The 13,610-nt window shown below is 71.5% G+C and carries 13 protein-coding genes; 6 read left to right on the top strand and 7 right to left on the bottom strand.

What is annotated here, in order from left to right:
• Positions 1 to 37 precede the first annotated feature (37 nt).
• Genes KSK32_RS01380 through KSK32_RS01405 form a run of 6 tightly spaced genes read left to right on the top strand, consistent with a single transcriptional unit; the run spans position 38 to position 6,356 of the window.
• A complete protein-coding gene (locus KSK32_RS01380; RefSeq protein WP_216928064.1) occupies positions 38 to 1,633 on the top strand; it encodes an FAD-dependent oxidoreductase in 1,596 nt (531 codons plus the stop codon).
• Positions 1,634 to 1,654: 21 nt separating this feature from the next.
• Positions 1,655 to 2,938 carry an ABC transporter substrate-binding protein gene (locus KSK32_RS01385; protein ID WP_216928065.1) on the top strand — a complete coding sequence of 428 codons (1,284 nt, stop codon included), beginning with the start codon at positions 1,655 to 1,657 and terminating at the stop codon, positions 2,936 to 2,938.
• An 11-nt stretch (positions 2,939 to 2,949) separates the two neighbouring features.
• Complete coding sequence (locus tag KSK32_RS01390) at positions 2,950 to 3,897, top strand: carbohydrate ABC transporter permease (protein ID WP_216928066.1); 948 nt, start codon at positions 2,950 to 2,952, stop codon at positions 3,895 to 3,897.
• A complete protein-coding gene (locus KSK32_RS01395; RefSeq protein ID WP_013287328.1) occupies positions 3,887 to 4,729 on the top strand; it encodes a carbohydrate ABC transporter permease in 843 nt (280 codons plus the stop codon). Before KSK32_RS01390 ends, KSK32_RS01395 begins: the two co-directional genes overlap by 11 nt.
• The gene (locus tag KSK32_RS01400; protein WP_216928067.1) at positions 4,726 to 5,646 is read left to right on the top strand and encodes an ROK family protein; all 921 of its coding nucleotides are present in this window, start codon (positions 4,726 to 4,728) and stop codon (positions 5,644 to 5,646) included. The genes KSK32_RS01395 and KSK32_RS01400 overlap by 4 nt, the downstream gene beginning before the upstream one ends.
• Positions 5,643 to 6,356: an N-acetylmannosamine-6-phosphate 2-epimerase gene (locus KSK32_RS01405; protein ID WP_216928068.1), complete on the top strand. Its 714-nt coding sequence runs from the start codon at positions 5,643 to 5,645 to the stop codon at positions 6,354 to 6,356. Before KSK32_RS01400 ends, KSK32_RS01405 begins: the two co-directional genes overlap by 4 nt.
• Positions 6,357 to 6,508: 152 nt before the next feature.
• On the opposite strand, the gene KSK32_RS01410 is transcribed toward KSK32_RS01405, so the two are convergent.
• The 7 genes from KSK32_RS01410 to ngcE all read right to left on the bottom strand — a co-directional run bounded on the left by KSK32_RS01410 (position 6,509) and on the right by ngcE (position 13,600).
• Positions 6,509 to 7,225, bottom strand: coding sequence for a VOC family protein (locus tag KSK32_RS01410; RefSeq protein ID WP_216928069.1), 717 nt, complete (start codon positions 7,223 to 7,225; stop codon positions 6,509 to 6,511).
• Between the two features lie 121 nt (positions 7,226 to 7,346).
• Positions 7,347 to 7,679, bottom strand: coding sequence for a TfoX/Sxy family protein (locus tag KSK32_RS01415; protein ID WP_216928070.1), 333 nt, complete (start codon positions 7,677 to 7,679; stop codon positions 7,347 to 7,349).
• Between the two features lie 39 nt (positions 7,680 to 7,718).
• Positions 7,719 to 8,312 (bottom strand): NTP transferase domain-containing protein, encoded by a 594-nt coding sequence (locus KSK32_RS01420; protein ID WP_216928071.1) that lies wholly within the window; start codon positions 8,310 to 8,312, stop codon positions 7,719 to 7,721.
• 140 nt (positions 8,313 to 8,452) lie between these two features.
• The gene (locus KSK32_RS01425; protein WP_216928072.1) at positions 8,453 to 10,126 is read right to left on the bottom strand and encodes a bifunctional 3'-5' exonuclease/DNA polymerase; all 1,674 of its coding nucleotides are present in this window, start codon (positions 10,124 to 10,126) and stop codon (positions 8,453 to 8,455) included.
• Positions 10,127 to 10,259: 133 nt separating this feature from the next.
• Complete coding sequence (locus tag KSK32_RS01430; RefSeq protein WP_216928073.1) at positions 10,260 to 11,210, bottom strand: carbohydrate ABC transporter permease; 951 nt, start codon at positions 11,208 to 11,210, stop codon at positions 10,260 to 10,262.
• Positions 11,211 to 11,223: 13 nt separating this feature from the next.
• Positions 11,224 to 12,165 carry a carbohydrate ABC transporter permease gene (locus KSK32_RS01435; RefSeq protein ID WP_216928074.1) on the bottom strand — a complete coding sequence of 314 codons (942 nt, stop codon included), beginning with the start codon at positions 12,163 to 12,165 and terminating at the stop codon, positions 11,224 to 11,226.
• 22 nt (positions 12,166 to 12,187) lie between these two features.
• Positions 12,188 to 13,600 (bottom strand): N-acetylglucosamine/diacetylchitobiose ABC transporter substrate-binding protein, encoded by a 1,413-nt coding sequence (ngcE, locus tag KSK32_RS01440; protein ID WP_216928075.1) that lies wholly within the window; start codon positions 13,598 to 13,600, stop codon positions 12,188 to 12,190.
• Positions 13,601 to 13,610 lie beyond the last annotated feature (10 nt).

Here is a 13,610-nt window from a genome sequence, read left to right on the forward strand (position 1 = left end):
GCCCGGCCGCGCAACTGGAAGGAAGCAAGTGGTACTAATGCGTGCGGACGTCCTCGTCGTCGGGGGCGGACTGGGCGGTGTCGCCGCGGCGCTGGCCGCGGCCCGTGCCGGGCGGTCCGTCATCCTGACCGAGGAGTTCGACTGGCTCGGCGGGCAACTCACCAGCCAGGCGGTCCCGCCGGACGAGCACTCCTGGATCGAGCAGTTCGGCGCCACCGCGAGCTACCGGGAACTGCGCGACGGCATCCGCGACTACTACCGCCGCCACTACCCGCTGACCGAGCGGTCCCGGGCGTGGACCGACCTGAACCCCGGCGCCGGCTGGGTGAGCCGGCTCTGCCACGAGCCCCGGGTCGCGGTCGCGGTCCTGGAGCAGATGCTCGCGCCGTACCGGGGGTCCGGGCGGTTGACGGTGCTCCAGCCGTACCGGCCGGTCGCGGCCGAGACCGACGGCGACCGGGTCACCGGCGTCACGCTCGCCCACCGGGACCGCGACGAGCGGATCGAGGTGCAGGCGCCGTACGTCCTGGACGCCACCGAGACCGGCGAGTTGCTGCCGCTGACCGGCACCGAGTACGTGACCGGATTCGAGTCGCAGGCGCAGACCGGTGAGCCGAGCGCGCCCGCCGAGGCGCAGCCGCTGAACATGCAGGCGGTGTCCGTCTGCTTCGCGCTGGACCACGTCGACGGCGACCACACCATCGACCGGCCCGCCGGTTACGACTTCTGGCGCGACTACAAGCCGGACTTCTGGGGCGACCGGCTGCTGTCCTGGCGGTCGCCGCACCCGCGCACGCTGGAGATCGTCGAGCGCAGCTTCACGCCGAACCCGGACGACGACCCGCTGGGCGTCAACGCCGACCAGCGGCTCAACCCGGGCGACGGCAACCTGTGGACGTTCCGGCGCATCGCGGCGCGGCGCAACTTCGCCGACGGGGCGTACGGCAGCGACATCACGCTCGTCAACTGGCCGATGATCGACTACTTCGAGGGCCCGGTCATCGACGTGCCGAACGCGTCCTGGCACCTGTCCCAGGCGCGCGAGCTGTCGTACTCCGTCCTGTACTGGCTCCAGACCGAGGCGCCCCGCCCCGACGGCGGCACCGGCTACCCCGGGCTGCGGCTGCGCGGCGACGTGACCGGCAGCCCCGACGGGCTGGCGCAGGCACCCTACATCCGGGAGTCGCGCCGCATCCGCGCCGAGTACACGGTGGTCGAGCAGGACCTCTCCCTCGCGGTACGCGGCGAGCACGGCGCGGTGAGCTACCGCGACTCGATCGGCGTCGGCATGTACCGCATCGACCTGCACCCGTCGACCGGCGGCGACAACTACATCGACGTCGGCTCCTGCCCGTTCGAGATCCCGCTCGGCGCGCTCATCCCGCAGCGGATGGAGAACCTGCTGCCGGCCGGCAAGAACATCGGCACCACGCACATCACCAACGGCAGCTACCGGCTGCACCCGGTCGAGTGGAACGTCGGTGAGGTCGCCGGCCTGCTGGCCGACTTCTGCCTTGCGCGGGGCGAGTCCCCGCGCGCGGTCCGCGGCACCCCCCGCCTGCTGGCCGAATTCACGGACCGCATCACGGCCGCCGGCGTGGAATGCCGCTGGCCGCAGATCGCGGGCTACTGAACCCCCGGTGAGGAGAAGAAAGTGAGATACGGAAGACTGTCCGGCCTGGTCGCGGCGACCATGACCGGTGTGCTCGCCCTGACCGCCTGCGGCGGTGGCGGCGAGGCCAAGGACGACGGTCCGGCCAGCCTGCGGATGACCGTCTGGTCGGCCAACGAGGCGCACCTGAAGCTGTTCAACGAGATCGCCGACGAGTACCGCAAGAACAACCCGGACGTCGCGGAGATCAAGTTCGATCCGCTGCCGTTCGAGAACTACACCACGACGCTGACCACGCAGATCGCCGGCGGCAACGCGCCGGACCTCGCGTGGATCTTCGAGAACTCGGCTCCGGACTTCGTCGCCTCCGGCGCGCTGAGCCCGCTCGACGACACGCTCAAGAAGGCCGACGGCTACCAGTACGACGACCTCTCCCCCGCCACGCTGAAGCTCTGGCAGAACGAGGGCAAGCTCTTCGCGTACCCGTTCTCGACCTCGCCGTTCGGCGTGTTCGTCAACAACGACATGCTCAAGGCGGCCGGGCAGAAGACCCCGGCCGAGCTGATCGCGGCCGGGCAGTGGAACTGGGACACCGCGCTCGCCGCGGCCGGCGCGACAGCGGCGAAGTCGGGCAAGGCCGGGCTCGTGGTCCGCGACTTCGACTACAAGGGCTGGGACAACCTGGCCACGTTCTGGACCGGCTGGGGCGCCCAGGCGTGGAGCGAGGACGGCCGCAGCTGCGGGTTCAACAGCCCGGAGATGGTCGAGGCGATGACCACGCTGCACAAGGCGATCTTCACCGGCAAGGCACTGCCCGGGCCGGGTACGACTGCCGACTTCTTCGCCGGTGACGCGGCCATGACCGTCACCCAGATCTCCCGTGCCTCGCTGCTGAAGGAGAACGGCTTCGACTGGGACCTGGTCCCGCTGCCGGCCGGCCCGAAGGGCCCGTACGCGGTGGTCGGCCAGGCCGGCATCGGCGTGATGAAGAAGAGCCCGCACGCCGAGCAGGCCGCCGACTTCCTGGCCTTCTTCACCAACCCCGCCAACTCGGCGAAGCTCGCCCAGTTCTTCCCGCCGCCGCGGCAGTCCCAGCTGACCGCCGAGACACTGGCCAAGACGAACCCGAAGCTCAAGCCGGAGCAGCTGCAGAAGGTCGTCATCGACGGCATCACGAACGGCACGGTCAAGCCCAGCCACGCCGGGCAGGCCGAGCTGAGCCAGCAGGTGCGCGCCGCGCTCGACCCGCTGTGGAAGGCGGACGCGGACGTCAAGGGCGTACTCGACGGCGTCTGCTCCAAGATCCAGCCGCTGCTGGCGAAGTAGGGCCGAGGATCATGACCCAGACGGACACCAGGGTGGGCCCGGCTGCTGCCGGGCCCACCCCGGGCCGGGCCCGGCCGTTCTGGACCACCCGCCGCCGGGACCAGCTCACCGGATACCTGTTCATCACCCCGCAGTTGCTCGGCACCGCGGTCTTCGTGATCCTGCCGCTGGTCCTCGTGGTCTGGTACAGCCTGCACGAGTGGAACGTGCTGGCCGGCAGCTTCGACTACATCGGCGCCGAGAACTACGCCGCGCTCGCCGACGACCCCAACCTGGGGGCGGTGCTGCGGTCGACCGGCGTGTTCTCGATCGGCCTGGTCGTGCTCAACCTCGGCCTGGCGTTGCTGCTGGCCGTCCTGCTCAACCAGAAGCTGCGCGGGACCATCGTCTTCCGCACCCTGTTCTTCTCCCCCGTGGTGGTCTCGCTCGTCGCGTGGACCATCGTCTGGGGCTTCCTGCTGCAGGACAACGGCGGCGTCAACGGCCTGCTCGACACGCTCGGCGTGGACGGCCCCAACTGGCTGCGCGGCGAGGGCACGGCGATGCTGTCGGTGATCGTCGTGCAGGTGTTCAAGAACGTCGGCCTGAACATGGTGCTGTTCCTGGCCGCGCTCCAGGGCGTGCCGGCCGACCTGTACGAGGCCGCCGAGGTCGACGGCGCGAGCCGGATGCGCCAGTTCTGGCGGATCACCGTTCCCCTGATCAGCCCGACGATCATGCTCACGTCGATCATCACGGTGGTCGGCTCGTTGCAGGTCTTCGCGCAGATCGCGGTGCTGACCCAGGGCGGGCCCGGCACCTCGACCACGGTGCTCGTCTACTACCTCTACCAGCAGGCCTTCCAGTTCCATCACTTCGGCTACGGCGCGACGCTGTCGATCCTGCTGTTCGTCATCGTGCTCGCGCTGACCGTGCTGCAGTGGCAGATGCGCAAGAGGTGGGTCTTCCATGAATCGTGACCTGTCCCGGCGGACCAAGCTTGTGCTCTACGGAGTGCTGATGGTCCTGGCCGTCCCGTTCGTGTTCCCCACCTGGTGGATGGTCACCTCGTCGCTGAAGCCGGTGGCGGACATCTTCTCCTTCCCGCCGCAGCTGCTGCCGACCGATCCGCGGCTGGACGCGTACCAGCGGGTGTTCGAGCTGCAGCCGTTCGGGCAGCAGTACCTGAACAGCCTCTACATCGCGCTGCTGGTCACCGTCGGCACGCTGGCCGTGGCGTCGCTGGCCGGGTACGCGTTCGCGCGGATCCGGTTCCGGGGGCAGAACGTGCTGTTCCTGGTCGTCCTCGCGGGCCTGCTCATCCCGAGCGAGGTGACGATCGTGCCGCTGTTCCAGATGTTCTTCAAGCTCGACCTGATCGACACCCACTGGCCGCTGATCCTGGTGCCGATCTTCGGGGCGCCGAGCGTGCTGGCGACGTTCATCATGCGGCAGTTCTTCATCAGCCTCCCCGGTGAGCTGGAGGAGGCGGCGCGGGTCGACGGACTGGGACGCTTCGCCACGTTCTGGAAGATCGCGCTGCCGCTGTCCCGGCCCGCGCTCGGCGCGGTGGCCATCTTCACGTTCCTGCACAGCTGGAACCTGTACCTGGAACCGATCGTGTTCCTGTCCTCGCCGGACAAGTTCACCCTGCCGCAGGCGCTCACCCAGTTCGTCGACGCGTACGGCGGTCCGATGTGGGACGTCCAACTCGCGGCGGCGTCGATGACCGCGCTGCCGGTGCTGGCGGTGTTCGTCATCGCGCAGAAGCAGTTCGTCGAGGGACTCGCGCACACCGGCCTGAAGGGATGACCGCGCCGGTCGTCGGGATCGACATCGGCGGCACCAAGACCGCCGCCGCGCTCGTCGATCCCGGCGCGCGGGTGCTCGGCCGCCGGGAGGCGCCCACCCCCGCGCGCGGCGGGCCGGCCGCAGTGCTGGACACCGCCGCCGGGCTGGCCGCCGACCTGCTCGCCGCCGCCGGCCCCGGGCCGGTCGGGGTGGGCACCGCGGGCACCGTCGACCCGGCCACCGGCGCCATCCGGTACGCGACCGGCAGCCTTCCCGGATGGTCCGGCACCCCGGTGGCCGACGAGCTGGCCGCGCGGCTGGACCGGCCGGTACGCGTCACGAACGACGTCGCCGCGGCGGCGCTCGGTGAGTGCTGGGCCGGCGCCGGACGGGGCCGGGGGCACGTGCTGCTGGCCGCCGTCGGCACCGGGCTGGGCGGCGCGATCGTCCGCGACGGACGGGTCGACGGTGGCGCCCGGGGCGCGGCCGGTCAGCTCGGGCACCTGCCGGTCCCGGACGCGCACCGGCTGCGCTGCGGGTGCGGCCGGTACGGGCACCTGGAGGCGATCGCCTCCGGCACCGGCCTGGCCGCCGCGTACGCGCTCACCGGCGGTGACCCGGTCACCGGCCGGGAGGTGGCGCGACGCGCGGCGGCCGGTGACGCAGCCGCCCGGCAGGTCGTCAACCGGGCCGGCACCGCGCTCGGCGCTTCGCTGGCCGGGCTGGTCGCTCTGCTCGACCCGGAGGCGGTGGTGGTCGCCGGCGGCGCCGCCGGCACCCTGCTCCCCGCCGCGACCACCGCCTACCGGGCGGAGCTGCCAGGCGGCTGGGCGCACGTGCCACTGCTTCCGGCGGCCCTGGGCGCCGACGCGGTGGTGGTCGGCGCCGCCCGGCTCGCCACCGCACCGATCCACCACGACGGAGGGACCAGCACGTGAGTGTCCTGGACGAACTGGCCGGCGGGCTGGTCGTGTCCTGCCAGCCCCTGCCCGACGACCCGGACGACCCGATGCGCGACCCGTACGTCCAGGCCCACGTGGCGGCCGCCGTGGTCCGCGGCGGCGCGGTGGCCGTCCGGGTCAACGGCCCCGACGACGTGCGGGCGGTACGCGCCGCCGTCGGCGTGCCGGTGATCGGGCTGTACAAGCACGGCACGCAGGGCGTCTTCATCACCCCGACCGCCGGGCACGCGCTCGCGGCGGCGCGGGCCGGGTCGCACGTCGTCGCGGTGGACGCCACCGACCGCCCCCGGCCCGACGGGCGGACCTTCGCCGACACCGTCCGTGCGGTCCACGAGCAGACCGACGCGCTGGTCCTGGCCGATGTCGCCACGGTGGCCGAGGGCGTCGCCGCCGTCGAGGCCGGCGCGGACGCGGTCGCCACCACGCTGTCCGGCTACACGCCGGCCGGCCCACCGATCGACGGGCCCGATCTCGGGCTCGTGGCGCGACTCGCCGCGCTGCTGCCCGTGCCGGTGATCGCCGAAGGGCGTTACCGGACCACGGAGCAGATCAGCCGGGCCTTCGAGGCGGGCGCCCACGCGGTGGTGATGGGCAACGCCGTCACCTCACCGCTGTGGATCACCCGCCGGCTGGTACCGGCCACCCCTCGGGCGGCGAGCGCGCCGGAGAGGAAGGAGCATCGATGAGGAGAGGACGCAAGACGTTCACCGCGACGCTGGACCGGGTCACGGCGGTACGGGTCGAGGTTCCGTGGGACCGGCCGTTCGAGGTCACGCTGGAGCGGGGCCTGCGGCTGCGTTGACCGGTGCGGGTGCGGTCCCCGGGGGCCGCACCCGCCTCAGCGGGGAGTCAGCAGGCAGAACTCGGTGCCGTCGAGGTCGGCGAGCACCACGTCGTCGGCGGTGTGCCGGCCCGTACCGGCCCGGCTCGCGCCGAGCGCGAGCAGCCGGTCGATCTCCGCGTCCCGGTCACCGGCCGCGACCAGGTCGAGGTGCAGGCGGTCCCGGCCTCCGTCGGGCATCAGCGGCGGGCCGCTCCAGGTGACCTTCGCGCCTCCGCGCGGAGACTGGATCGCGGTTTCCTCGTCCTGGTCCCAGACCAGCGGCCAGCCCAGCGCCTCGCTCCAGAAGAGGCCGGCCGCCCGCGTACCGTCGCAGTTGACCGCGCCGACCGGGCCGCAGCCGGCGAGGAAGGTGTTGCCCGCCCCGATGACGCAGAACTCGTTGCCCTCCGGGTCGGCGAGCACGACCTGGTCGTCGTCCGGGCCCTGGCCGATGTCGATGTGCCGCCCGCCCAGCGCCAGCGCCCGGTCGACCGTGTCCCGCTGGGCCTGCGCCGACGCGCTGGTCAGGTCGAAGTGGATCCGGTTCTGCACCGTCTTCGGCGCATCGCTGGGCAGGAACCGGACGCGGAGGTCGCTGTGGGCGTCGCCGCCCAGCGCCACGCCCTCGTGCGGGTCGTCGATGATCTCCCGGCCCAGCACCCCGGACCAGAACCGCGCGAGCCGCCGCGGGTCGTCCGCGTCGAGGCTGACCGCGTAGAGGTGAACCGCCATCCGCCCGTCTCCGATCCCCGCCGCCGATCGTCGGCAGGTCCGGAGCGTAGGCCGGGCGGGTCCGGCCGCGCAGCCGGATTTCCCCACGTCCGGGCAGGGCCCGCGACGCCGCGCTGTCGCGTTACTTGGCCGGCAGCGTGCACGCGAAGCGGACGCCCCGGTCGACCCAGCGGGCCAGGTCGGCGTCGCGCTCGCAGGCGGCGGGCGACACGGTGACCCAGCCCCGCATCTCCCGGCCCCGCATGACTGTCGCCTCGGCGCCGGGCTCGGCGAGCACGCGCTCGGCCCCGGCCGGGTCGACCCGGACCATCAGACCGCCTGCGCCACGCACGACCACCGCCATGTTGCCGCGCAGCATCATCGCCAGGCCACCGAACATGCGCCGCTCGGTGATGCCGGGCTCGCGCCCGAGGCGTTCCCGTACCCGGTTCGCCAGGTCCTCGTCGTAGGCCATGACGGCATCGTGGCATCCGGGTCCGACAGCGGGCGCGCGTCAGGCGCCGACGCGCTGTTCGGGGATGGACAGGCCGTAGAGCGCCATCAACTCAGGGCTGTCGATCCGGCTGCCGTCGGCCACCGAGTCGCAGGCGATGTCGACGATCTGGTCCTTGTGCGCCAGCAGGTACGGCCGCGCCCCCACGTCGGCGCTGGCCAGCGTGGCGATGCCGGACCAGTGGCGGCGGCCGAACAGCATCGGGTAGCCGCGCAGCCCGTCGTAGGTGGCGCAGACCAGCACGTCCGGGTACGGCAGCGCGGCGACCCGGCGGACCGCGGTCGCGGTGAGCCCGGGCATGTCCACCGGCACCACGACCACCGCTTCGATGTCGTCGTCGGTGAGCGCGGCGAGCCCGGCCCGGATCGAGGAGCCGACGCCGGTGCCCCAGGCACGGTTGACCACGACGGTGGCGCCGCTCAGGTCGGTGGTCTGCCGCACCTGCTCGGCCGCCGCGCCCAGGACGACCACTACCTGCGCGCAGCCCGCCTCGGCCATCGTGTCGATCATCTGGCTGACCAGCGGCTTCTCACCCTGGTGCAGCAGCGCTTCGGGTCCGCCGATGCGGCGGCCGCCACCGGCGGCGATGATCATTGCAGCGATCCGGTTCAGCGGTGCCCCCTCGATCTGGGGACGGACCGGGCACAGCCGCCCGGTCCGTCCCGTCGTACGCACACCGGACCCAACGAGCGCGACCGAGGGCGGGTAGCGGGGCAAAACGGAAAATTGCGTGACTATGCCGCGTCCGCGTAGCAGTCGACAGTGGACAGGTCGAGCGGGAACCGGACCGGGGTGTCGCCGAACAGCAGCCGGGTGGCCCGCGCACCGGCGGCGGTGACCGCCTCGGCGACGGCCGCCGCCTGCCCGGCCGGACAGTGCACCATCACCTCGTCGTGCTGGAAGAAGACCAGCTCCGCCTCCGTACCGGCCAGCTCGGTGCGCAGCGTCGCCAGCAGCGTGGAGGCCCACTCGGCGGCCGTGGCCTGGATGACGAAGTTGCGGGTGAACCGCCCCCGCGACCGGGCCGCCCGGGCCGACGGGCTGTGCGGGTCGGCTCCGCCGTCGGGCATCGGCTCCTCCCCCTCGGCGAACCCCACCGACCCGGGTGGGCAGGTGCGCCCCAGCCACGACCGGACCAGCCCGCCCGCCTCACCCGTGCGCGCCGCCGCCTCGACGTGGCCGAACGCGGTCGGATAGTTCTTCCGCAGCACCGCCAGCGCCGGCACCGCCGCCCCGCCGGTCTGCCCGTACATCGCCCCGAGCAGGGCCACCTTGGCCCTCGCCCGGTCACCGGCGAACGCGTCCCGGGCCAGCGCCGCGTACAGGTCACCGGCGCCACCCGCCGCGGCGAGCCGCTCGTCGCCGGAGACCGCCGCGAGCACGCGGGGTTCGAGCTGACCCGCGTCGGCCACCACGAACGTCCAGCCCGGGTCCGCCACCACCGCCCGCCGGATCACCTTCGGGATCTGCAATGCCCCGCCGCCCCGGGTCGCCCACCGGCCGGAGACCACGCCGCCTGGTACGTACTCCGGGTGGAACCGGCCGCCCGAGACCCAGGCGTCGCGCCAGGCCCAGCCGTGCGCCGTCCAGATCCGGTACAGCACCTTGTATTCCAGGACCAGCGGCGCGGCCGGGTGCTCGACCCCGCGCAGCACCCAGGCGCGCGTGTTCGGCAGGTCCACGCCCGCGCGGGCGAATGCCCGCAACAGCTCCGCGGGCGAGTCGGCGTGCACCTGGCGTACGCCGAACGCGTCCGCGATGCGGGCCTGCAACTCGGCCAGCCGGCGCGGTGGCCCGCCGACCGGGGACGGCTCGCCGAGCAGGTCGGCCAGGATCGCGTCGTGCACGTCGGCGCGCCACGGCAACCCGGCCGCGCCCATCTCGGCGGCCACCAGCGCGCCCGCCGACTCGGCGGCCACCAGCAGCCGGAACCGGCCGGGGTGGGTGGTCGCGGCGATCCGGGCGAGCTGGTCGGCGTACACCCGGGTCAACGCCGTGATGCCCGGACCGGGCGGGCCGGACGGCGGCGCGAACAGCGCGGCCTGGGCGTGGCCGGGCGGCTCGGGCGCGCGGGGCGCCGGGTCCGGCGGGACCGGCGCGCCCGTCACGCGGGCCCAGGCGGCCGGTAGCGCGCGTGGCTCACCCCACCGGCCCGCGTGCCCGAGCAGCAGCGCCTCGGTCAGCTCGACGTCGTGGCAGCGGTCGAGCCGCACCCCGGACCGCAGCAGCGCCGGGTAGACGCCCGCCCAGGCGGCCCACAGCCAGCGGGGGTGCCCGGCGGACTCCCGGGCGGCCACGGCGGCGGCCAGGTCGGCCACCTCCTCGGCCGGGCCGGACGGGGTGCCGTCGGCGTGCAGCGGTTGCAGCACGCCGCCGCCCCGCTCGTCCGCCTCCACCGCCACCAGCACGGACTCGATTCTGCCCGGTGCCCCTGACACGCTCCGCGTGGAAGGAAGGGCCCCCTGTTAACGCCTGCGGTAGAGGAAGGGCCCCTTGTTAACACCGGGTGTTAACAAGGGGCCCTTCCTTACATCCGGAGGGTTACTTGCTGACGCCGGCGGTGAGGCCGGACTGGACCTGGCGCTGGAAGACGATGTACACGATCAGCACCGGAAGCATCGCCATGGTGACGCCGGCGAACAGTCCGGACCAGTCGGACTTGTAGCCCTGGTTGACCGACAGCTCGATCAGCCCCTGGGCGATCACCTGGTTCTTCGGCTCGCCGGAGACCGACTGCATGAGCAGCGTCGGCAGGTACCACTGGTTCCACTGGCCGAGCACGTTGAAGATGCCGATGCTGATCAGGCCCGGTTTGGCCATCGGCAGCATCACGCTGAAGAACGTGCGGGTGTGCGAGGCCCCGTCGACCTGGGCCGCCTCGGCGATCGAGTCGGGCAGCGTCCGGAAGAACGAGTGCATGAAGAAGATCGTGAACGACAGCGACCAGGCCACGTAGACCAGGATCAGCATGAGGTGCTTGTTCGGGCCGAGCAGCGGCAGGCTGACCCCGGTGTTGTAGACGCCCTTGAACAGCGGCACCGCGGCCAGGTAGATCGGCAGCGTCAGCCCGGACAGGAACATCCAGTAGATCAGCCGGTTGCCGCGGAACTCGTAGCGCGCCAGGGCGTACGCGGCCATCGAGCCCAGCAGCATCGTCAGCGTCACGCTGAACACGAGCACGAGCAGCGTGTTCAGGAAGAAGCTGTCGATCCCGGCGGTCCAGGCGCGGGCGAAGTTGTCCCACTGCAACGCGTCGGGGATCAGCGACAGCGGCTCGCGGATCACCTCGGAGTCGGTCTTGAGCGCCGACATCACCACCCACAGCAGCGGGTAGACCACCATGATCGCCCAGACCGCGAGGAACAGGTGCGAGAAGCCGTTGAAGATCCGGCCGCCGAAGCCGTTGCCGACGTCCCGCCGGTCCGCGGGCGGCCGGTCCGGCGGCGCCGTGTCGGACCGGGCCGGGCCGGAGGTGTGGGTCACCGTGCTCATCGTCCAGACCTCCTCAGTACTCGATCCGCTCACGGCGGGTGATCCGCAGCTGGAGCGCGGCCAGCAGGATGGTGAAGATGGCCAGCGCGACGGCGATCGCGCAGGCGTAACCGAACTGGCCCTTCTGGAACGCGTTGAACTGGATCACCGAGGCGAAGATCTCGCTGGCGTGGTTCGGCCCGCCCTGACTCGGCGTCATGACGAAGACCAGCGCGTACATGTCCAGCGCGATGAAGCCCAGATAGACCCAGGCGACCGAGACGCTGTCCCGCAGCAGCGGCAGGGTCACCCTGAAGAACGTGTGGAACCGGCCCGCGCCGTCGAGGATCGCGGCCTCGTAGATGTCCTTCGGGATCGACTGCATCGCGGCGGAGAACAGCACCATGTAGAAACCGGCGCCGCTCCACACCGCGATGAACAGCAGCCACCAGAGCACCGCCGGCACGCCGAGGAACGGCTCCGGGTCGGCGGTGAAGGCGATCGGGTTGTCCGCGTCGACCAGCCCGATCTTGATGAGCAGGCCGTTGATCAGGCCCTGCCCGTCGGTGCGGTAGATCTGCTGCCACATGACGGCGATGACCACCAGCGACAGCACCTGCGGGAAGAAGAAGATGACCTTGTACATCCCGGAGCCGAACACCCCGCGGATGCCGGCCCTGTCCTCGCGTCCGCCCACGTTGAGCAGGAACGCGAGGAACAGGGCCAGCGCGATCGTGAACAGCGGCACGGTGACCAGGAAGAACACGTTGTGCCAGAACGCCTTCCGGATCAGCTCGTCGGAGAACAGCCGGACGTAGTTGTCCAGCCCGACGAAACGCTGGGAATCGGAGTACCCGCCCCAGTCGGTCAGCGAGTATCCCGCCGCCTGGGCGAACGGCCACACCACGTAGAACAGGTACAGCGCGACGGGCAGGGCCAGGAAGCCCGTGACGAAACGCGCGACTCCGTGCCGCATTGGACTCACTTCCTCGCGGTGATCAGGCGGTGCGGGTCTGCTTCTTGATCGACGAGTCCTTGGCGACCTTGTCGGCGGCCGCCTGCATCTTGTCGACGAACTGCTGCGCGGTCAGGCGGCCGGCCATCAGCTCCTCGGAGAGGTTCTGGCTCTCCTTGTCCAGGTCGGCGTAGAAGTCCGGGAACTTCACCGAGATCAGGTCCGAGCTGCCGTTCTTCATCAGCGAGTTCGCCGACGCCAGCGCGGTGTCCTGGACGTTGTCGCCGGAGCCCTTGGTGGAGGCCAGCGACTTGGTCAGCTCGGCGAACTTCGCCGAACCGGCCTTGGAGAGGATGGCCCGCAGGAACTCCTTCGCGGCCTCCTTGTTCGGCGCCTTGCTCGGCACCACGAAGCCCTCGCCGGAGGAGGCGAAGACATCCTTGGCCGCCTTGTCCCCGCTCTTGCTCCAGTAGTCGGAGATGGTCATCTCGAAGCCCGGCGGGATGGTCGCGGCCATCTCGTTCTTCAGCCACGTGCCGACCTGGATGAAGGCCGCCTTGCCGTCCAGGAACGCCTGCTGCGACTGGGTGTGGTCGAGCTTGCCCGGCAGCAGCAGCTTGTCCTTGACCAGCTTCTCCCACGGCTCCAGCGCCGCGACGATGCCGTCGGCCTTCCAGGCACCGTCCTTCAGGTTGTCGATGTCGACGACGGCCTGCTTGCCGACCGCCTTCCAGATGCTGGCGAACAGCGCCCAGCGCGGGTAGTAACCGTGCACCGCGTCGTGCACGTACGGTGCCATGCCCTTGGCCTTGATCTTCGGCGCGAGCGCGAAGAACTCGTCCCAGGTGGTCGGCGCCGTCCACCCCTCCTTGGAGAACAGGGCCGCGTTGTACCAGTTGCCCCACACCGTGTACGCCACGTTGACCACGTAGAACTTGCCGTTCTGCGTACCGTCGGCGACGGTGCCCGGCAGCAGGCTGTCGGCCACCGTCCCCTCGCTGTCCCAGGCCGGCGCGGTGAGCAGGTCGTCCAGCGGCTCGATCGCGCCCTCGTTGATCAGCGTGCTGCGGTCCATCATGTCGGCGCCCGAGTTCATCACCAGGTCGCTCGGCTGCGTCGCCATCTTGGGCTGCTCTTCGGTCTTGATCTTCTGGGTCGAAGACATGTTGACCGTGATGTTCGGGTGCTTGGCGTTGAAGATGACCTTGTCTTCCTTGGCCCACTGGTCGCCCAGGCCACCGTTGAAGACGACCACCTTGACCGCGCTGCCGTCCTTGACGCCGAACGGGTTGTCCTTGCTCTTGGCCGCGCCGCCGTCGTCGGACTTGCTCGGCTCGCTGCCGGCGCACGCGCTCAGCAGACCCGCCGCCGGTACGGCCAGCAGACCGGCCGCCGCGGCCCGCCGCAGCAGCGTCCGCCGGCTGACGTCGCCGAACTTCTCGGGGGAAACCGACATCTTGTCTCTC

Source organism: Micromonospora sp. WMMB482, assembly GCF_019038635.1.
Lineage (GTDB): Bacteria > Actinomycetota > Actinomycetes > Mycobacteriales > Micromonosporaceae > Micromonospora > Micromonospora marina.